This window comes from Paenalkalicoccus suaedae (assembly GCF_006965545.2).
GTDB classification, from domain to species: domain Bacteria; phylum Bacillota; class Bacilli; order Bacillales; family Salisediminibacteriaceae; genus Paenalkalicoccus; species Paenalkalicoccus suaedae.
Window position 1 is genome coordinate 808,736 of sequence record NZ_CP041372.2, and the last position, 18,742, is coordinate 827,477.

Genomic DNA, 18,742 nt, shown 5'->3' on the forward strand with positions numbered 1-18,742 from the left:
CTTAGAAATATTTATTCTACCTCTTCAATAGTCCAAATAGCTTGACCAGATGTAAATGGGTTTTGGAAAATGAAGTCATATGTGTTAGACTCGTTTACGTCAAAAGCTACTTCTCCACGGTTATCTCTCCCAGGACCGATTTCTCCATCAAGTGAACCTTGTGCATCTAGATAGATCTCAGGGTCGTGCGTGAAGCCTTCGTCATCTTGTACTGACATTTGCATGAAAGTTGAAATATCAGCGGACTCTTCGTTAGTATTAGCGATTGTCATATCTAATAATAAGAAGCTATCATTTCTAGGCTCTTCAAATTCATTGCCTTCAGATAAATAAGCGTCGTTTAAGGTGATTTCTAATCCGTCAAAAGAAATAGTATCGCCGATAGTTACGGTTTCTTCAATTTCTACTTCTTCAGGTTCGTTATTTTCGCTATTTTCATCTGAAGTATTTTCGGCATCGTTCTCTTCCATTTCATTTCCGGAATTAGCAGGATGGTTATTTTCTTCTATGTTAACATTGCCATTGTCCTCTGATTCCATTACTTCTACTTCTGAATTACCACACGCAACTAAAGCTGCAGATAACGTGATAGTACCTAGTACTACTGACATTTTCTTCATGTAAAGTCCCCCTATTAATTACTACTGTGAGAGTCTAACATAGTAAAGTACTATAAAAAAGGTTATTATTTAAATTAATTGTAATTTAAGTATTCAGATAAAGCTAATTTGTGGTTTACTCTTACTTTTATCATTTTAGTTTGCTATATTTCCGTACAAGTCTGAGCATTTAAGGAGGGTTCCATATTAATAAATTATCTACATACGGCAAAATGTGCGTTATTTCAGGAGGAATTAATCTGCTCTTAGGTATCATGTTACTAATAAGTGGGATTGTAACCTCGAACTTTAACGTCACTCTTATGATAACGTTCTTTGGACTTAGTGTAGTATTCTTTGGAAATCTTAATTTATATACGGATTATTCTTTTAGAGATCGATAAGTTGTTCATTTTAAGAAGATATGCGCTAGTTGGATCGTCGGGAGTTGTCAGAAAAATGTTATAATAGGATTTAGAAGGAAGTTATTTTTTCTCAGAAGGAAAGGATTTATTATAAAGAAGGTTCTTCATGAAACTAACCGACCTAGTTACAACTGTAGCAATTCATTTGTTTTTGGGCTATTTATGGATTTTGTTTGCAAACCACGTATTTATAGATATGAATGCTTCTGTATTCCTGCAAATTGTTCTTGGAGGCGCTGGCACCTTTTTATTTGGTATGATTTTTAACCGAATAACACCGTTTGCTGAAATGAAGCTTTCGAACCCTGTACGGGTTGTTGGAATGGTAGCATTTGCATCTGTCATCGTTGTGCATGTATTTGTTGTTAGCTTAGTGTAATTACTTTTTTATAGTCCTTAGTAAAAAGGGTTTCCTTCTATTTTGAGAGGTGAAATTAGATGAAACAAACCATATATGTGAGTTCATTACTTACAGCTCTGTTCATGTTGGCATTACTCTTAATTGCTGACTATTTTGCACAGGTATCCGTACCTGTATCTATCTTGATTTTTGTACTTGTAGTGAGCTTGATAATTAGTGTTATTGCAGGGTGGGGAAATACGTTGAATCCGATGAAGGAGTGTTATTTGAGTATCAGTATTTCATTAGGATTAGTTGCCTTTTTAGGCATTTTAACTTTACTAGGTGGCGAATCTACTGTTGGTTTAAGGGTCGATCATCCGTTGATTTGGCTTATTGTATTTACCACCTTAATAAGCAATTCTTACAAAATCATCAAGCTCAAGCGAATAGAAGCAACCGAGTAAAGGCAGCTATCGAATCCTAAGCCTTATTTCAACATAGCTCGCGATACGGATACCATGCTAAAACTTTGTATAATTAATGATAGTAAAACAACGGTAAAGCTGACTCCAACCATCCATTCGCTGTTTAGACTAGTATCGTTCTGAGCATATAAGGTAAGTATTAAGAACACAGACATGGATCCTTTTAATCCTGCCCACGACACTAGCGCATTATAACGCCAGGAAGTAGGATGAGTGACTTTTGTTATGGCATATGTCGTCATGAAACGAACAGCAATCATGAGAACAAAAATAATTGCAGCATACATCCAATAATCTATAGCCATAAATTCCGTAATCTCAATTCCTATCACTAGGAATAAGATTGCTAATAAGCTATTTTCTACAATCTCCCAAAAGCCATCCATTGATTCACGGAAATGGTCTTCCATCTGGGCCTGTCCATACTCAAAGGAGATCATCATCCCACTTGCTACAGTTGCTAGCACACCAGAAATACCTACGGCTTCCGCAATGGAAAAAGCTCCATAAGCTAAAATGATGCTGAGCATAATTTGATAATTGCGGTGATGAGAGTAGTGAACAATCTTGCTTACTAAATACCCACAGACGACTCCAATCGCTACACCGCCTAAGGAAACAAATAAGAAATCTCCGAAAAAAGCAGAAACAGAAAATCCTGTCTCGCTCGTAGCGACGGCAATTAAGGTGGTGAAAAGCACAATACTTGTGCCATCATTCAACATTGATTCACCCTCGACTACACTTGCTATCTCTTTATTTCCCGTCGCTTTTTTGATAATCGACACAACTGATACCGGATCGGTTGGTGTAAGGATAGCAGCAACAATGGCTGACTCGATAAAGCCAAGCGGTGAGAGAAGCGAAATGAGATAACCTAATAGAATTACTGTTAGAATGAGACCGATTGTTGCAAGTGAAATAATCGTTTTAGCATTTTTAAGAAAGTCTTTGATTGGATATTGATAGGCCGAAACAAATAATAGTGCTGGTAAAAAAATATGATAAATAGTATCTTCAGTTACCTCGACTGCATCGAAAAAAGGAATAAAAGCTAGCGCAATCCCAATTAAAAGCAATATCGTAGGGACGGGAAAGTTCTCCTTTTTCTTATCTATCGTAAATATTATGTAACCAATTGCTAGTAAAATAATAATCATGTTAACAGACATATCCTCACCGCCTTTTAACAAAATATTCCCCTTTGTTTTCATTAGAAACATAGGCTGTTTATTGTATAGAGCCTTCGACGGTTTTTGAATTTGTCTGAATAGTGGTCCTGGCAATCATGAAGTCCATAATTTGCAGATAAGGCACATAAATCTGGATTGAGGAACATAAAAGCTAGATGGGGAACATAACTCAGTGGAGGAATAGGTGGAAGTCCATAACTTGCGAATGAGGCACATAAATCTGGAATGCGGAACATAAAAGCTAGATAGGGAACATAACTCAGTAGAGGAATAGGTGTAAGTCCATAATTTGCAGATAAGGCACATAAATCTGGAATGCGGAACATAAAAGCTAGATGGGGAACATAACTCAGTGGAGGAATAGGTGGAAGTCCATAATTTGCAGATAAGGCACATAAATCTGGATTGAGGAACATAAAAAGCAGATAGGGAACATAAATTTGCAATGCGGAACATAATTCTCCCGCTGCATGCGCAAGTTACTCTAAATCTACTCTAAAACTGCTAAAGAGCCAGCCATTCTATACAAAACAACTTCAAATTGCTAAAGGACCACCCATCCCATACAAAAACAACCCCAAATTACCAAAGAGCCAGCCATTTCATGCATAACCTAACCAAAAAAGCCCACCGCTTCCCGCGGTGGGCCGATCTGTTGACGTTATTTTCTCCTCAAAAAATCCTAGTAAAGCTCCTCGACCTCGTAACCTTTGTCCTCAAGCTCGCTTGGAATGCTTGGATCAAGTAGGAAGTGGGCGGCACCTACGATCACAAAGTACGTTTGGCCGCTATCCTCTTGAAGAATCTCGTCGATGGAGTTTGCCATATCGATGTTGCGCTCGTCGTTGATGGCCGTACGGTACTCCTCGTCTACGTTGTCAAAGCTCTCCTCAAGTGTGTCGATCATTTCGTTGCGATATTCTTCGTCGTTACCGTTGATCCAGGCTAAAGCAAGCTCATCTAACCCGGATGATTGCTCGTCAAACGTCTCGATCATCTCCTCAAGCGTCTGCACCTGCGTCTCCATGCTAAAGCTAGACATCATCGCAAACTGCTCCTCTACGGACTCGAGCTCTCTAATTTCTTTCTCATCATCAAGCGCACGCTGGAGGAAGTGCATATCCACGCCTTCAAAGGCTGACAGCTCACTATCCATCATAAGAATTTCAAGTAGCATCGATTCGATAATCCACGGCTGGAACTGATTGATCATCTCGCTTGAGAGGCCCTGGCTCTCGACGATGGTGACAAGCTCTTCATACGCATCCTCTGACAGCACATCCTGGAGCGTCGTGTCATCCTCAAACATTCCCATATTCATAAATGCGGCATCATCCTGCTCGACCGATGAAAGATCGATCTCCGGTAGCACGACGTCAGAAGCCTCAAACGCGTCTTCAATCTCTGGAGCCAACGGGTAAAAGTCCTCGTGCCCGACATGAATCGTACCTAACATGTATACAGTTGTATCGCCATTCGCCGTACGATAAAAGTATCCGCCGTCACCTGAATAATCCACTTCTTCTGCAGAAACCTCATCGGGATCCTCTGTCGTAAGGTCATTATCGTTTTCTTCTGTTGTCACGTTCGTGTTTTCGTTTGTGATATTGTTTGCTGGATCTGCATTCACATTCGTTTGTCCTTCATCGTTGTTGCCACAAGCTGCAAGCAACGCAACAAGTGTAACCGAAGAAAGAAGCATTTTCGTTTTCGTCATCATAGCACAACCTTTCTGTATAGTAAGAGTTACGTGTCGGAGTGGCAGGAAGTTCCCAGTTTAGGACGAGATTTTTGAGGGAGATTTTTTAAAAGTGACTTACACTAAGTCGTAATTCTATTAAACTCAATTTTCTTAAAGAAAGCATTGTTTAGCATTGGTATTATGTTTATAATTAAAAAATGGTATATGAGTTAAAAAATGGGGGTAATAGTGGCTTTGTATGATCAGATTGGTGTTAGTTATGATACGACAAGGCGAGAGAATCAGGAGATTACGAGAAGGATGGTGCATCTACTTGATGCTTCTGAAACGGGGAAGTATCTAGATATGGCATGCGGTAGCGGGAATTATACGATTGCGATGAAGTCGGCTGGTGGCATGAATATGGTAGGAGCTGATGTATCTGAGCAAATGCTCGAGCGAGCTGGCAAAAAGGATGATCGTCTAGATTGGATTCAGGCAGATGTGCATCAGCTGCCGTTTGAAGATCGTACTTTTCAAGGCGTAACATGTATGTTAAGTATTCATCATTTTAACGATCTCAAGCAGGCGTTTGCTGAGATATTTCGAGTAATGGATGCAGGTCGATTCGTTCTATTTACATCATGTCCTACTCAAATGGAGCACTATTGGTTAAATCATTATTTCCCACAGGCGATGCGAGATTCTATCAAGCAAATGCCGCGCGTAGAGAGCGTACTAGAGGAGTTAAAAGAGTGTGGATTTGCCGTGCATGGAGTAGAGAGCCTACTGGTGCAGCCGAATCTTCAAGATTTTTTCCTCTATAGTGGAAAGCATCGACCTGCCATGTATGTAGATGAGCATGTCCGTAAAGGTATCTCTATCTTTCAGCAGTTTGGACAGCCTGACGAGGTTAGTAGAGGAGTTCGACAATTAGAGGAAGATATTAAAAGTGGACATATTGTAGATGTGCAGAATCAATACACGTCTTTGAACGGTGATTATACGTTTATTGTGGCAGAAAAAAAGTAGGTGCATCAAATTTTCGTACCAGAAATTACTGAAACAAATAAACAAGGAGGAAAATTTATTTTTATATCAAAAGGCGTCGTAAAAAGAACTATGAATTTTTTTATAGTATCGGTAACGTTAATAATAGTTGCAATGATAGTAACTTTAATTATCCATCCTGATATTAGTCGAGTACAAGAATTTTTAGATAGTAGATCATCCGATCAAGTTAGCGAAGCTGACGGTTTAACTAAAGTATGGGCATATATAGTTAATAACGGATTTATGGTCCCTTTACAGATGTTCGTAATAGCCTTAATCCCTATTCAATTTTTATACTTTATTAATGTCGTTTCCACTTCTATTATAACTGGATTTGTTTATGGAGTTGTTTTACAACTTGATATTAAACAAGGGAGTGAGGTTATATTAAGCGCCGTTCCATACACATTTTTCGAAATTATCGCTTATTGCATTTTTGCAGCAGTTCTTTTTAAATTAAATCAAGCTGTCAGAAGCCGGTTAAAGAGAATATTCAAGAAAGATCATACAAGGGAAGAAAGCAATACAATAATAAAGAGATTACTAGGGACATTTTTAACATACGGTGTTTTTGTACTTCCATTAATAATTGTAGCTGCATTTATGGAAACGTATGTTGCAGATATGATATTAAATTTATTTTAAAGGCAGGCGTCTTTGTGAGATTGATAAATACATAACCAGTTGTGAATAAGGTTACTGGATATAAGAAGAGGGTTATCATTTATAGAGACATGGTACGTAAATCGTGGACACGGTTCATAAATCTGAAATGCGGTTCATAAACCCACACCCCAACCCAACGTTGCCCAACTATCATAATACAAAAACCTCAACACAAAAGAACGATGCCAGCATTCGGCATCGTTCTTCGGATTATCATTTATACACTTACTTCTGTTTCACCGCAATCCAAATCTCACTGTACACGTTCTCCATATCGGAGTAATCTTCTACAAAAGAGAGCTCTGGTGCATCGACTAGCTCGTAGTCGGAGGCTGGTAGCCACTCGGATGCGATTTTTGCCCATGTGTCTTGCATCGTTTTAGGGAAAGCACCTTTTGAAGAGAAGATGGCCCATGTATGAGCAGGAATCTCCAAGCGTTCTAGTCCTTCAACTGCGTCAGACTGTGTTGTTAATACGCCGATCATGTGATCGAGGTAGCCTTTCTCCTCCGAACGCCCATCGTCGAATTGATACGAGGCGTTCATGACTTGATGTGGCTCTAAATCAGCGATTTCGTCCATTTTTTCATATTGAGCATCGGTAATATTTCCTGCGAGCTCCTCAATCTCCTTGTTTACACCCTCAAACTGAATGGGTACTCTCTTCTTCACGCCAACAATTGCGAAAGCGTCCTTTTGTACAATTTTGTATTTCATGTTCATTCCTCCTTGAATAGTTAGTTGGAAGGATAGCTTTGGGAAGGCTTGAAGCTTTTGCGCTTCGTGTTCCTTTACCTCTGAGGGCGGAAATCCTGCCCAATCCTTAAATGCACGCGCGAAGCCATCCACGGAATCGTATCCGTATTTAAACGCCGTATCCGTGACGGTCGCCTCTGTTCGCAAAAGCTCCTGCATCGCTGTCGACAGCCTTCGATTGCGAATATATGCGCTAAGGGGCATACCCGACAAATACGAAAACATGCGCTTAAAGTGGTAGAGAGACGTTCCCGTGATTTTCTCCAGCTCGAGAAGATCGATGTCGTCCTCCAAATGAGCCTCGATGTAGTCGATGGCCTCGTTCATTTGCTTTAGCATGCCAGGTCCCTCCTTATGCATTAATACTAACGCCGATTGCCGCGGTGCACCCGATATTTTTGCGACGAGTTTAGTCGGATGTGCAACCAAACGCTTCCTCACACGTCTAATAAGTAAGAGCATCGTAGCACGAACGGACACCTCAAGCAATTTTTGGGGGAGAAAATAGGATCGAAGCGTGGAGGAATTAGGAAAAGGGGTAAACGAGGTATGAGAACGAGCAAACGAAGCGTCAGCACGTGCAAAGCACCCGGCAGAACGAGCGAACCATATCGGCGGACATGCAAATCAAAGGAGGTAACTTTATGAATAGCTACGACTTACGCAAAAGAGACGCAGAGCTACCTAAGCATCGTGCTGAATTAATGCGTGCGATTGAAGCGGACTTATGTCACGATAAACATGTACTAGGAGTGTTTTATGGAGGCTCCATAGGAGCGGATAATGAGGATCTTTACTCAGATATTGACTTACGAATTGTTGTAGAGGATCACCAATTTGAAGATTATCGTACAAATAAAAAGGAGCGAGCTCATCGTTGGGGAAGCGTGTTATTCTTTGAAGATTTTCCGTATGCACCATACACGATTGCACATTTTGATTCATTTATTAAAGTAGATTCTTTTTACTATAAAAAGGAGGATCTTACTCCATCGATATGGTTACAGGAAATCAAAATTGCCCATGATCCACATGATTTTCTCCAGAAACTGCAGAAGCGATCTCAAGCCATCACGTACGAACCGAGCAAGGTAGATGTGGAGATATGGAGGACGAAGTTTGTGTCCTACGCGCACGAGCTTTATCGACGCGTGAGGAGAGGGGAGTTTTACTATGCCTTGCAGATAATAGATTCGATGCGTTATTCGGTCGTGCTGGGGTGGCTGATGGAAGCAGGAATCCGACCAAACTCATTTGGCGATTGGGCGAGGCTTGAAGGCGAGAGAAGTCCGTTGACAACGGAGCAACAGCGCCTTTTAGTAACGTGGCACTGTGATCGTGATCCGGAGCGGCTACTCTCGACAGGGCGCGCCATGTACCCAGAATTCCTACGCTTGCACGAAAATCTGGTAGAAAAGCTCCGATTTGCGGATCACATGGAACAAATGGAGGAGCTTTTGGACATGGGAATTCCATCGCAGTGTGCACCAAAAAATCGAGCAAAGGAGTGAGTGAATGAGTACATACATAAAACCAATGGTAGCGTTTTTGATTATTGCAGCTTTAATAATGATTTTTATCTATTTCACAACTACGTTTTCTATCATAATGATATCTTTGTCTAGTTCGGTTATTGTATCAGACCTTGTTATACTAGTAATCCTCGTTGGAGTGTCAGCATTAACTGGATACTTAGTAAGTGCATTTTTTAAACAATTATTTATCGATATTATTAAAAAGAAGTATTTTTCCGTACCTTTAATAGGGGTTAGCTCAGGAATCATGATGCTTATCCTTTTTACTAGAGTGTTTCAGCCGATTTAAATACAAGCAAGCCTGTATCTATTCCTTTAGATTATCCTTGCAAATGAGTGAGTAAATGAGTATACACATAAAACCACTGGTAGCGTTTTTGATTATTGCAGTGTTAATTATGGTCTTCGTCTACTTCATCACTACGTTCTCATTCATGATGGCTATATGGTCCAGTACAGTTATCATACCAGAACATGTAACATTACTAATCCTCATCGTAGTGTCGGGACTTACAGGTTACTTATTAAGTATCTTCTTTAAAAAATTATTTGTAGATATCATCGGAAAGAAACATATTTCCGTACCTTTAACAGGAGTTGTCTCCACAATCATGATGCTCTTCATTTTTTCTGGGTTTTTTGAAGTGTTATTAGTTTATTGAAGCTCCTCAATCATGCCTAACAGCACATCTGCATTTTCTCCGGTGATCAAATAAAACGTATCCTCTGCGCCTGCGCTATTATAAATGAGTGTTTGATCGTCTGTTGTCCAAATATTTGCGAACACGAGGGCTGTTGAGTTATCGAGGTCATTGATTGTCACGACGTGGTCAGGCTGACCGGTCGCTTGCGTATCGGTCTCCTCCTGCTCGGCAAAAATATCGAGTGCCTGTTGAATCTGCTCCTTGTCATTAATTGCCTCCTCACTAAAATCGATGGAAAAGTCGTTCACGTATTCGCCGGTGGTAAACTCAAGTCCAGAGTCACCGCACGCGGCAAGCAATAAGCAGGCAAGACTTAAAATAATAACTAAAAGCTTCTTCATCATATTTCCTCCATTTATAGTAGATAGTATTGAGTATTAGTTGGAATTCGTACCCTGAAGTTCAGCCATGATGTTTAAGATAAAATCTACGTCTTCTTCGTTGATGGAGTAGAATGGTCCCATAGAGGCAAATGGTCTATACACCATTGTGTCATCGTTCGCAAAGATGCTTACACCATTAAAGAACGAAGCATCATCGTGATCATTAACAAAAATAATGTGATCAGCTATTCTTCTAGCATACTCATCATCTTCTAGTGTTTCGTTATCTCGGTCAACGATTCCTAAGTATCGCTCAATCGTATCCTGATCCGAAATGGTGTTATCTCCAAACCTTAAATCTGATTCTCCAATTATAGATGATCCTCCACTTAGTTCCATCCCAGACTCACCGCACGCACTAAGGAGCATCGTCGCCCCAATAAAAAAGGTTGCTACACGTTTCTTCATATTCATTTCCTCCGTCGCGTTTAGTTTACATAAATCGAAGTTGCTAGCTGGTGTTCGTCTCCCTCCATAGTCGTAAAGGATAAGACGACTCTTGCCACTCCGGCTCCAGCCGAGTTTGGTAGGCGCATGTCGAACACTTCCTCTTCGCCAGGTTCAATCGTGCGCAACACATCTTGGATGATGGGATCCTCTTCGAGCGGTCGCCAACTATTGTCACTGTCTACTGTTTCTAAGGAGAGTCCTGTGTCGTGTGTGCTAATTTGACTCGCGCCATTGTTTTGCACCGTAACCTCCACGTGTTCTCCGCGATCTACCGTGGTTGCATCGGTTGTGATCGCAACCGCAACACCTTGTTCCATCACTTCCTCCGGCAAATCATTCTCCCTATCCACTAGCAATTCTTCACGAACTACATCGTCTGATACCGGTCTGTTGAGAAAAATGAGAGTAGCTACTACTAATCCGCAGAGTACTAATAGTAAACTAGTTTTCATAGCGGATACCTCCAAATTTATTGTGGATGTTAGATGGTTCTTATTGTTATGTAGAGTACTATACGTACACGTATCATTGAATTAAGGTCTTAGGGGGACGGCTTCAACTTTCTGCTTCCAAATTAGGAATAGATTGTTAGTCTCTATTAAGAATATCACTCTAGAATGATAAGGTGCAACTTGCTGGAGGGCAATGGTGCTAAATGTGGAGGTGGCTGTACCAAAAAGGAGAAGGGGCATGCAAAAATTAAGCTAATCTGTGCTAAAACGAGCGTCAGTTGTGCAAATAAGTAAACGGTTTTCCAATTCGCCAAGGGATGTCCGAAGGCACTTAATAACGGGTATGCAGGAAATAGAGCGATGCGGTTCGAAGATCTTAATCGTATTTTCATCAAAGAAATAGAGGAGTGGGATTTATGAGAGCAGTTGAAGTAGTGGGATATGGGGATGTTGATAAGCTTGAAGTTGTGGAACGAGCTGTGCCGGAGCCTAAAGAGGATGAAGTATTAATAAAAGTGAAGGCGTGCGCGATTAATAATACAGAAATCTGGATGAGGGAGGGGGCATACGGAACGGATTCAAAGTCTGGTTGGAAGCCTGAAGGAGTGCAATTCCCTCGTATTCCAGGGTCTGATATAACTGGAGTCGTTGTAAAAGCGGGGGACGCAGCTGATACGGATTTAGTCGGAAAGGATGTTGTTTTGTTCCCATTTACGTCGAGTGGAGCGAGTGGATTTGAGCATATTGCTAATGATATGTCCTTCATCGGCTCGGAATATGATGGTGGATATGCCGAATATGTCGTTTGGCCGGCGGATCTTTGCTACGATATGCCGCTAGCGGATTATACAGAGAGCGCGGTGTTTAGCGTCAGTGGCTTGACTGCGTGGCACATGGTCGAGCAAATTGGGGCGAAGCCTGGTGAGACGATACTCGTAACGGGTGCAAACGGAGGCGTTGGCTCACTCAACATTCAAATTGCGTCTCGAGTGTTTGGCGCAAAAGTAATTGCCGTGGTTGGTGATATGGCTTTAGAAAAGAAGATGAAAGAGTTAGGGGCAAGTTATGTTGTCTCGTACAAATCAGAGGAACTAATTGATGACATTTTAGCATGGAATCAAGGTCCAGTTGATTCGGTGTTAGATGTAGTTGGAGATGCACTGTTTGCAACTTCTCTTCACGTGTTAAAAAATGGTGGGAAGTACTGTATTTCAGGATCTGCAGGTGGACAGAAAACAGAGCTCGATTTTAGAACGCTGTACTTAAAGCATATCACGATGTATGGGTCTGTATTAGGGACGCGAGAAGAATTTGAGAAGATGCTACAGGCTATTTCAGAAGGCAAAGTGAAGCCAGTAATTGATCGTACGTTTCCGTTAGAAAAAGCGCGTGAGGCGCAAACATATTTTAAGGAGTCAGGGAAAGTGGGGAAGGTTGTTTTGTTACTGGAAGGGTAATTGATCAGTTTTACACGAAAGAGGTCGAGACAAGAGGGAGTCATTTGTCTCGACCTTTTTGATGTAGAGTAGGACGGGCAATTGTATAGAGAAAAAGTAAAGCGGTTAATAACGTAACTTGAGTGGTCATTAGTAGAAGTGGAGCGGTCAATAGTGGCGATGTAACGGTCAATAGGAGATGGAGCGATCAATAACGGGACTCGAGTGTTCAATAGTGAAGTGGAGCGGTCAATACCGGCGCTGTACTGGTCAAGAGCTGATGAACGGTCAATAACGAAACTCGTGTGGTCAGTAGCAGAAGTGAAGTGGTCAATATTGGCCCTCTACCAATCAATTGCCTTAGGTACTACCATTACCAGCAAAAAGAAACTCAAATACTGCAATCTAGTCATTACTATTCATTCTGTAGAAAAGGCTGGAACAGTAAGATCACTTCTGTCCCAGCCTTGTATGTTTAATTTGTAATCTTCACAGTTCTCGTATCTTTATCCCACTGAACGTTTGCTCCTAACGTCTCGGCGATGAAGCGAAGCGGAACGAGAGTACGTTTGTTGACTATTTGAGCCGGCTGAGAAAGTTGAATGGCACCTGCTGATGTGTAGGCAACTTTATTCCCTACTGTTAAGGTGATTTTTTGCGTACCTTTTGTACCTACTATCTTTTTCGTTTGATCATCCCATTGCACAGTTGCTCCTAAAGCTTCAAAGATCGCTCTCATAGGAACGAGGGTAGTACTATCTTTAATGACTGCCTTTTGATCTACCTTTAGTAATGCGCCATTAATATACACATCTGCGGTAGGAAGGGGTGCTGGTTTAGGTGCTGGAGCGGGAGTTGGAGCAGGTTTTGGAGCCGGTGCCGAAGATCCTCCGCCATTGTGGTAATGATATTCTCCATTCTTTAATCCCCATTTAGAGCAATTTGTATGGCACTTGTGACCACCATTAGAATCCGTCCCACCTGGGTGAGCCGTTGCAACACTTGCTGCTCCAAATCCAACAACTAACAAAGTAACTAGTAATACTCTCACGAACCGTTTCATCAACATATTTACCCCTCCTATTTTACTATATAGGAAGAATAGTACTTTTTATTATCAAATTTGTCTATAGTTTTCAGAAAATAATTTGTTAAAAGTGGCAAAAACATGTAGAACGTCGTCGGAGAGGGAAGGCGGCGGAATTTTGGTTGGTGCTAAAACTGGAGAGGTCGGTGCTAAATTCGGAGAAGGTGGTGACAAAATGCGGTAGGTTGGTGCAAAAATGCCGGAGGTTTGTGCCAAATTCGTAAACGTCAAAGGAACCACACCTTCTCCGTAGGTGTGGTTCCTTTGACGTTTACCAAATTCAGAAGACTTTGTGCAAAAAAGGGAATAAAATAGGAGGTGAACAAGCGTGATGCGCGGGTGAAGCTGTAGTTGTCGCGCAGATCGTCATAGCACCATATCACCACGACTACATAACAAAACCCGCCTCCTCAGGCGGGTTATACGTTCCTTCCTATTTTCCTAGCATGAGCTTGAATAAACGGCGTGGGCGACCGCGGCGCACGCCTTGCTCTTCGCCGATGGCTTCGGCATAGCCGGCCTCTTCAAGCTCGTGAAGAATACGGCGAGCGTTTCTCTCTGAGCTTGCGAGCCACGCGGCGAGGTCTTTGGATGTCACCTCATATTGTTGGTGGTAGCGTGCGTAGGAGAGAATTTTAGAGACAACGCCAGGCGCGACGCGACCTTTAAGCTTATCTACGGCAGGGAGATCACCACTTTGCACAGAGTAAGTCACACTATCTGACGATGGGAAGTGCTCGGTTTGACGCTTCTCTTCATCGACTGCATAAATGACGCGTTCGTCGGTGCGACGCACCTGCTGAAGCGCCTCTTGGACGTGGGTTTCTGCCTGCATCGCACTATTGCCATAGCCGATTGCAATGCCAATTTGAAGCTTTGTCTGCAAGGACACTTCTTCCATGAGCGCAAACGGAAGCGGACGTCGTTCGACTTCGCCTCTTGTTGTAAAGAGGTGGAATAATCCATCGCCCATTTGAACAAATGATCCTTTTACATCCTCTGCGTAGCGATATAAAATGCGCTTTAAATCAAGTTCTCGGTGCTTGCGGCGGAAGGAATGGTAGTCCTCCAGGCTCGTTGATGGCTCGCGGACATCAATACCAATGATGGCAAGCTGATGACTGCGATACCAGCTTGCGGACCGGCGCTCACGAATGAATTTTAACGTCTCACTCACATCAAATCTGCTTGCCGTAATACGATAAACAGGAATGCCTCTCTCCCGAAGCGTCTGATACACGTAGCGAATGCAAGTTAATGCAATCGTACTTCCATTTTCAGCGTGAGCTTCCGAGTGGAACTGAATAATATCATCCGCAGAGCGATAGCCATCGTACGAGTAACTCGTCACGTCTAGACCGACTAAATCGTGCTCCGACTTTACGTGTAAAAACTCTTCTTCATCAATCGTATCGAGGGTGACGTGCGTTGGATTCTTTTCGTGAAAAAACATGTTAAGGAGAGCTCCAACAAGACTCGCACCGTGTAAAGGAGGGAAAAAGGCGTTCTCTGGTTGGACAAGTCCTTTTTGCAAAGCATAGGCGTAAGGCGCCTGTCCAGAAAAGAGCCAACAGTCAACGCTACCTTCTGCTTGCTTAATAAGATCTTCTGTTTCTTCAGTAGTCTCGTAATAGTAGCTCGTCCAATCAAAATCTTCGAATGGACGCACAACCTCCTCCATCATCGAGACGGAGTCCCGTGGACCGAGTATCCCTAATCGCACCTTCATTAACGTCACCTGCCAGCTGTAATCATGTAATGGTAGAGAAGCTCCGTTCCTTTCTCCAAGTCTTGGAGGGAAGCGTGCTCGTTTGGATGGTGGCTTAATCCGTCTTTGCAGGGAATAAACAGTAGCCCTGATGGCCATTTTGTCTGCATATTCATCACATCGTGACCAGCGCCACTTTCCATTGGTAAACACGTGTATCCGGTTTCGTTCTCTAATTTCATTAGTTTATCACAGATAGTTGCATCAAGGGTGACCGATGGATTCCGAACAAGCACCTGCTTGTCGATATCAAAAGAGGAGTCGCTGATAAAGCGATCAATTGCGGCTTCCATTTGCTCCTTTAGCGCATCACTAACGCTCCGAATATCGATGCCGAGCACGACTTCTCCAGGGATCACATTCATCGCGTTTGGATAGCTTTCGATCGTACTTACCGTTGCGACGAGCGGATAGTCGGCTGATTCATTCAAGGCATTCGCTTGCTTCTGCACGAATAAGATGAGCTCCGATGCCTCAGGAAGTGCGTCCTGGCGCTGATTCATCGGGGTTGTGCCAGTGTGCCCGGCACGCCCTTTAATCGTCAGCTTTAACCGAATTGGGCACGCAATCGCGCGAGCGACACCGTACTCCTTGCCCGCATTCTCAATCCGCATCCCTTGCTCAATATGCAGCTCGACAAACGAGCGCAGTTCATCAGCGTCACGCTCCGCCTCGCGGAATGCAGCTGGATCATAGCCCGCCTCATCAATCGCATCCCCGAGCGTCACCCCATCCTGATCGACCATCGTCTCGAGCTGTTCCTCCGTAAGCATCCCTGCCATCGCCTTACTCCCAACCGTCGACATAGAAAAACGGGACGATTCTTCTGACACAAAGCAAATTACCTCTAAAGGATACTCCAACGTTTGGTCTCGATCTTTTAATAGTTTCACCGCACCTAGTGCAGTCAGGATTCCAGCAGCGCCATCATATCCACCGCCGTTTGTAACGGTATCTAAATGCGAGCCGTACGCATAGGCAGGACCTGAATTGCGACCTTCTAGTCGTGCGATGACGTTCCCGATTGCGTCAGTGCGAACAGTCATGCCAAGAGAAGTCGCTAATTCTTTAAAAACGTCTTGAGCCTCTAGTTCTTCTTTCGAAAAACTAAGTCTCGTAAAGCCATTCGGCTGTTCCATTGTTTCCACCAAATTAAGGGCTCGGATGGTTGTATCTAGCCATGTTTGAATTGTCATGATAGGGTCTCCTTTGCATGATAGCTGCGAACGAGCTGGGTGAGTGCGGCAACGGCACTAGGTAGCACGCCTTCGTCGAACGTGAAGCGTGGATGGTGATGTCCAAAAGGAAGCGGCGTGCCAAAGAGAAAGTAGGCAGCTTTGCCACTTTGGGCGGCGACGTGATTCATCATGTGCGTCGCATCCTCAGATCCACCTAACGAAAGAGGCGGAATCACCCTTTTTACGAGGTCTCCATCAGCTTGAAGACGTTCGCCAATGGAAGAGCTCGACTCTGCGGTGCTACCGCGTCCAACGGTCTCAATCGTCACGGACACATCGTACATTTCGGCGGCTGCTTGAAGGATGCGTCTCGCCTCCTTTTCGACATAGGCATTGAGCTCGTCGGTCTCGCCTCGGGTCTCCATCATCATTGTTGCTCGCTCGGCGACGATGTTGCGTCCCTCGCCAGCAGTAAGTTTACCGACGTTGAGACGCGTAACGCCGTCTCGGTGAGGCGCGATGGCTTGTAGCTGTAAGGAGGCTGTTGCCGCAGCAAGTAGCGCGTTTTTACCAGACGAAGGATCCACGCCCGCGTGAGCCGATACACCTTCGAAATGGACGTCGAGCTTGGTCGTTGCGAGGAACTGCGTCGTCCCACTCGCAATCGTCCCAACCTCTAAATCATGAATGCCGATGTGACCACTCAAATAGTAGTCTTGCTGATCAAGCCAGCCGTTTTCGATCATCGCTAATGCGCCACGACTGCCTTCTTCTGCTGGTTGAAACAAGAACGTAAGCGTGCCAGAGAGTTGATCTCGGTATTCACAGCAAAGCTTTGCCACATGGACACCAATTGCCGTGTGTCCGTCGTGACCGCAAGCATGCATGAAGCCGTGATGAGTACTTATGAAGCCCTCGTTAGAAGGCGGGTGATCGGACGTTGCTTCTGTTATTGGTAAACCATCAATATCAAAACGAAGCGCCGTATTGGGCCCTGGTTTACCTGTATCAAGTACGGCCACGACGCCGGTTAATCCTCCCTGCATACGAGTTAGCAGCTCCTCGTCCACACCAGCTTGCTTTGCTAGCTCATAAAACTGTTGCTCCTCGTCTTTTGGTGGAAGCCCCATGCGTCCATCTGGCTTTACGGCGTCACTGCCAACATGAAGGGTGAGGGGAAGCTCGCGAAGTTCGTTTACAATCGCAGCTGTCGTTTGGTATTCACACCACCCTGGCTCTGGAATAAGGTGAAGCTTTCGGCGTAATTCGGTGATGCTAGCTGTGTCGATTGGCCATGCGTGTTTGTGTGTCATGAAGATTCCTCCTTAGAGGCTTGGTAGGCAAGCTCGGCGAGCATTTCTACGCCGTAAGGAATCGCGCGCTCATCGATATCAAATAGCGGATCGTGAAGCGGACGCTGGACCTCACGTGACGGAATCGCGGTGCCAAGCCAGTAGTAGGCGCCTTTATACTGCTCAAGGAAGCGACCGAAATCCTCGCCACCCATGCTCGGTAAAATCTCCGGCTGAGCATCTTCTCCGTAAGCGTCTTGCACGGTTTTTGCGACTAGTGCCGCAGCGTCCGCATTGTTACGAGTAGCTGGGTAGCCATCATGATACTTACAGCAAGCAGAGCCACCAAGCATACTAGCGGTTTGCTCGACGATTTGCATAAGGCGTGCCTTGACGGTTTGCTTGACGTCCGCTTTATACGTACGAACGGTTCCTTCCAGCACGACATCATCTGCGATCACGTTATAGCGCGAGCCACCGGTGATTTTCCCTACCGTCACAACGGCAGATTGAAGCGGATCCGTGCTCCGGCTCACTATTGTTTGCAAAGAATTAATCATTTGCGCAGCAATCACAATGGCGTCGGTCGTTTGATGTGGCATAGAGGCGTGACCCGATGATCCGGTGATGCGGATTTCAAATCGATCGGAATTCCCCATCATCGCTCCAGGGCGTACACCAAATGTGCCTACAGGTAAGTCCGGCCACACATGCTGCGCGTAGATCTCGTCAGGAACGTACTCCTTAAAAACGCCTTCGTCCATCATCGCCTGTGCGCCACCAATTGGTGCATCCTCCTCTGCCGGTTGAAAGACGAGTAAAATCGTGCCGGACAGCTTGTCTTTTTGCGTATTTAGTAGCTTACCCGCTCCAACGAGCATCGCCGTATGCGCATCGTGACCACACGCATGCATCACCCCTTTTTTGTGAGAAACAAAGTCGTGATCGTTCTTCTCGACAATCGGAAGCGCATCCATATCTGCGCGAAGGGCGATCGTCTTACCAGGATGAGCTCCTTTAATGATGCCTAAGACTCCATGCGTTGCAAAGCCGTCCTTATAGGGGATGCCGGCTTTTGTAAGCTCTTCTTTTATGCGAGTAGTCGTCCTTGTTTCCTCATGTGAGAGCTCGGGGAATTGGTGTAGCTCGCGTCTTAGAGATATAATCTCCTCATGAATGGTTTGACCTAATCCAATAAACATAGACATGATCCTCTCTCGTTAAGGTAAAAGCAGAAATGACTGCACCGACAGACG

The 18,742-nt window shown here is 44.0% G+C and carries 20 protein-coding genes; 8 read left to right on the plus strand and 12 right to left on the minus strand.

Translation table 11 applies throughout. The features are described 5' to 3' along the window. Positions 1-11 precede the first annotated feature (11 nt). A complete protein-coding gene (locus FLK61_RS04685; RefSeq protein ID WP_176008357.1) occupies positions 12-620 on the minus strand; it encodes a DUF4352 domain-containing protein in 609 nt (202 codons plus the stop codon). A gap of 510 nt (positions 621-1,130) precedes the next feature. On the opposite strand from FLK61_RS04685, the gene FLK61_RS04690 reads away from it, so the two are divergent. Together FLK61_RS04690 and FLK61_RS04695 are read left to right on the plus strand one after the other, a co-directional pair. Beyond that, positions 1,131-1,403 (plus strand): hypothetical protein, encoded by a 273-nt coding sequence (locus FLK61_RS04690; protein ID WP_176008358.1) that lies wholly within the window; start codon positions 1,131-1,133, stop codon positions 1,401-1,403. Between the two features lie 59 nt (positions 1,404-1,462). After that, on the plus strand, positions 1,463-1,831 hold the full coding sequence (locus FLK61_RS04695) for a hypothetical protein (protein ID WP_176008359.1): 369 nt from the start codon (positions 1,463-1,465) through the stop codon (positions 1,829-1,831). Between the two features lie 23 nt (positions 1,832-1,854). On the opposite strand, the gene FLK61_RS04700 is transcribed toward FLK61_RS04695, so the two are convergent. Together FLK61_RS04700 and FLK61_RS04705 are read right to left on the minus strand one after the other, a co-directional pair. Then, entirely contained in the window at positions 1,855-3,024 is a 1,170-nt protein-coding gene (locus tag FLK61_RS04700; RefSeq protein WP_176008360.1) for a cation:proton antiporter, read from the minus strand. 703 nt (positions 3,025-3,727) lie between these two features. Continuing rightward, positions 3,728-4,765: a TraB/GumN family protein gene (locus FLK61_RS04705; RefSeq protein ID WP_176008361.1), complete on the minus strand. Its 1,038-nt coding sequence runs from the start codon at positions 4,763-4,765 to the stop codon at positions 3,728-3,730. 210 nt (positions 4,766-4,975) lie between these two features. Here FLK61_RS04705 and FLK61_RS04710 point away from each other — a divergent pair, with 210 nt between their 5' ends. Both FLK61_RS04710 and FLK61_RS04715 read left to right on the plus strand, forming a co-directional pair. Beyond that, complete coding sequence (locus FLK61_RS04710; protein ID WP_249777680.1) at positions 4,976-5,758, plus strand: class I SAM-dependent methyltransferase; 783 nt, start codon at positions 4,976-4,978, stop codon at positions 5,756-5,758. Further along, positions 5,759-6,424: a stage II sporulation protein M gene (locus FLK61_RS04715; RefSeq protein ID WP_249777681.1), complete on the plus strand. Its 666-nt coding sequence runs from the start codon at positions 5,759-5,761 to the stop codon at positions 6,422-6,424. Positions 6,425-6,670: 246 nt separating this feature from the next. Here FLK61_RS04715 and FLK61_RS04720 read toward each other — a convergent pair whose 3' ends face one another. Continuing rightward, positions 6,671-7,540 carry an AraC family transcriptional regulator gene (locus FLK61_RS04720; protein ID WP_176008362.1) on the minus strand — a complete coding sequence of 290 codons (870 nt, stop codon included), beginning with the start codon at positions 7,538-7,540 and terminating at the stop codon, positions 6,671-6,673. 305 nt (positions 7,541-7,845) lie between these two features. Between FLK61_RS04720 and FLK61_RS04725 the strand changes: the two genes are divergently transcribed. The 3 genes from FLK61_RS04725 to FLK61_RS04735 are packed head-to-tail and all read left to right on the plus strand — an operon-like array spanning position 7,846 to position 9,398. Then, positions 7,846-8,712 carry a hypothetical protein gene (locus FLK61_RS04725; RefSeq protein WP_176008363.1) on the plus strand — a complete coding sequence of 289 codons (867 nt, stop codon included), beginning with the start codon at positions 7,846-7,848 and terminating at the stop codon, positions 8,710-8,712. Between the two features lie 4 nt (positions 8,713-8,716). Next, positions 8,717-9,025, plus strand: coding sequence for a hypothetical protein (locus FLK61_RS04730; RefSeq protein ID WP_176008364.1), 309 nt, complete (start codon positions 8,717-8,719; stop codon positions 9,023-9,025). A 55-nt stretch (positions 9,026-9,080) separates the two neighbouring features. Next, the gene (locus tag FLK61_RS04735) at positions 9,081-9,398 is read left to right on the plus strand and encodes a hypothetical protein (protein ID WP_176008365.1); all 318 of its coding nucleotides are present in this window, start codon (positions 9,081-9,083) and stop codon (positions 9,396-9,398) included. On the opposite strand, the gene FLK61_RS04740 is transcribed toward FLK61_RS04735, so the two are convergent. Genes FLK61_RS04740 through FLK61_RS04750 form a run of 3 tightly spaced genes read right to left on the minus strand, consistent with a single transcriptional unit; the run spans position 9,392 to position 10,725 of the window. Further along, a complete protein-coding gene (locus FLK61_RS04740; protein ID WP_176008366.1) occupies positions 9,392-9,784 on the minus strand; it encodes a hypothetical protein in 393 nt (130 codons plus the stop codon). The genes FLK61_RS04735 and FLK61_RS04740 overlap by 7 nt on opposite strands. Positions 9,785-9,817: 33 nt before the next feature. Beyond that, positions 9,818-10,231, minus strand: a complete 414-nt coding sequence (locus FLK61_RS04745) for a hypothetical protein (RefSeq protein ID WP_176008367.1) — start codon at positions 10,229-10,231, stop codon at positions 9,818-9,820. 20 nt (positions 10,232-10,251) lie between these two features. Then, entirely contained in the window at positions 10,252-10,725 is a 474-nt protein-coding gene (locus tag FLK61_RS04750) for an immunoglobulin-like domain-containing protein (RefSeq protein ID WP_176008368.1), read from the minus strand. A 416-nt stretch (positions 10,726-11,141) separates the two neighbouring features. Here FLK61_RS04750 and FLK61_RS04755 point away from each other — a divergent pair, with 416 nt between their 5' ends. After that, positions 11,142-12,182, plus strand: coding sequence for a zinc-binding dehydrogenase (locus FLK61_RS04755; protein ID WP_176008369.1), 1,041 nt, complete (start codon positions 11,142-11,144; stop codon positions 12,180-12,182). A gap of 454 nt (positions 12,183-12,636) precedes the next feature. Here the strand turns inward: FLK61_RS04755 and FLK61_RS04760 are convergent, their stop codons facing one another. The 5 genes from FLK61_RS04760 to FLK61_RS04780 all read right to left on the minus strand — a co-directional run bounded on the left by FLK61_RS04760 (position 12,637) and on the right by FLK61_RS04780 (position 18,688). Next, positions 12,637-13,230 carry a copper amine oxidase N-terminal domain-containing protein gene (locus tag FLK61_RS04760; RefSeq protein ID WP_176008370.1) on the minus strand — a complete coding sequence of 198 codons (594 nt, stop codon included), beginning with the start codon at positions 13,228-13,230 and terminating at the stop codon, positions 12,637-12,639. A 451-nt stretch (positions 13,231-13,681) separates the two neighbouring features. After that, complete coding sequence (locus FLK61_RS04765; protein WP_176008371.1) at positions 13,682-14,977, minus strand: hypothetical protein; 1,296 nt, start codon at positions 14,975-14,977, stop codon at positions 13,682-13,684. A gap of 5 nt (positions 14,978-14,982) precedes the next feature. Beyond that, complete coding sequence (locus FLK61_RS04770) at positions 14,983-16,212, minus strand: M20 family metallo-hydrolase (RefSeq protein ID WP_347338987.1); 1,230 nt, start codon at positions 16,210-16,212, stop codon at positions 14,983-14,985. Further along, positions 16,209-17,507 (minus strand): amidohydrolase, encoded by a 1,299-nt coding sequence (locus tag FLK61_RS04775; RefSeq protein ID WP_176008372.1) that lies wholly within the window; start codon positions 17,505-17,507, stop codon positions 16,209-16,211. The genes FLK61_RS04770 and FLK61_RS04775 overlap by 4 nt, the downstream gene beginning before the upstream one ends. Beyond that, complete coding sequence (locus tag FLK61_RS04780) at positions 17,504-18,688, minus strand: M20 metallopeptidase family protein (RefSeq protein WP_347338988.1); 1,185 nt, start codon at positions 18,686-18,688, stop codon at positions 17,504-17,506. Before FLK61_RS04780 ends, FLK61_RS04775 begins: the two co-directional genes overlap by 4 nt. Positions 18,689-18,742: the final 54 nt, after the last annotated feature.

Coding starts and splice junctions, on each gene's coding strand:
- FLK61_RS04720 (WP_176008362.1), bottom strand. CDS start 7,540: ATGCTAAAGCAAATGAACGAGGCCATCGACTACATCGAGGCTCATTTG.
- FLK61_RS04755 (WP_176008369.1), top strand. CDS start 11,142: ATGAGAGCAGTTGAAGTAGTGGGATATGGGGATGTTGATAAGCTTGAA.
- FLK61_RS04685 (WP_176008357.1), bottom strand. CDS start 620: ATGAAGAAAATGTCAGTAGTACTAGGTACTATCACGTTATCTGCAGCT.
- FLK61_RS04730 (WP_176008364.1), top strand. CDS start 8,717: ATGAGTACATACATAAAACCAATGGTAGCGTTTTTGATTATTGCAGCT.
- FLK61_RS04735 (WP_176008365.1), top strand. CDS start 9,081: ATGAGTATACACATAAAACCACTGGTAGCGTTTTTGATTATTGCAGTG.
- FLK61_RS04760 (WP_176008370.1), bottom strand. CDS start 13,230: ATGTTGATGAAACGGTTCGTGAGAGTATTACTAGTTACTTTGTTAGTT.
- FLK61_RS04700 (WP_176008360.1), bottom strand. CDS start 3,024: ATGTCTGTTAACATGATTATTATTTTACTAGCAATTGGTTACATAATA.
- FLK61_RS04740 (WP_176008366.1), bottom strand. CDS start 9,784: ATGATGAAGAAGCTTTTAGTTATTATTTTAAGTCTTGCCTGCTTATTG.
- FLK61_RS04770 (WP_347338987.1), bottom strand. CDS start 16,212: ATGACAATTCAAACATGGCTAGATACAACCATCCGAGCCCTTAATTTG.
- FLK61_RS04775 (WP_176008372.1), bottom strand. CDS start 17,507: ATGACACACAAACACGCATGGCCAATCGACACAGCTAGCATCACCGAA.
- FLK61_RS04695 (WP_176008359.1), top strand. CDS start 1,463: ATGAAACAAACCATATATGTGAGTTCATTACTTACAGCTCTGTTCATG.
- FLK61_RS04690 (WP_176008358.1), top strand. CDS start 1,131: ATGAAACTAACCGACCTAGTTACAACTGTAGCAATTCATTTGTTTTTG.
- FLK61_RS04745 (WP_176008367.1), bottom strand. CDS start 10,231: ATGAAGAAACGTGTAGCAACCTTTTTTATTGGGGCGACGATGCTCCTT.
- FLK61_RS04780 (WP_347338988.1), bottom strand. CDS start 18,688: ATGTTTATTGGATTAGGTCAAACCATTCATGAGGAGATTATATCTCTA.
- FLK61_RS04705 (WP_176008361.1), bottom strand. CDS start 4,765: ATGATGACGAAAACGAAAATGCTTCTTTCTTCGGTTACACTTGTTGCG.
- FLK61_RS04725 (WP_176008363.1), top strand. CDS start 7,846: ATGAATAGCTACGACTTACGCAAAAGAGACGCAGAGCTACCTAAGCAT.
- FLK61_RS04765 (WP_176008371.1), bottom strand. CDS start 14,977: ATGAAGGTGCGATTAGGGATACTCGGTCCACGGGACTCCGTCTCGATG.
- FLK61_RS04750 (WP_176008368.1), bottom strand. CDS start 10,725: ATGAAAACTAGTTTACTATTAGTACTCTGCGGATTAGTAGTAGCTACT.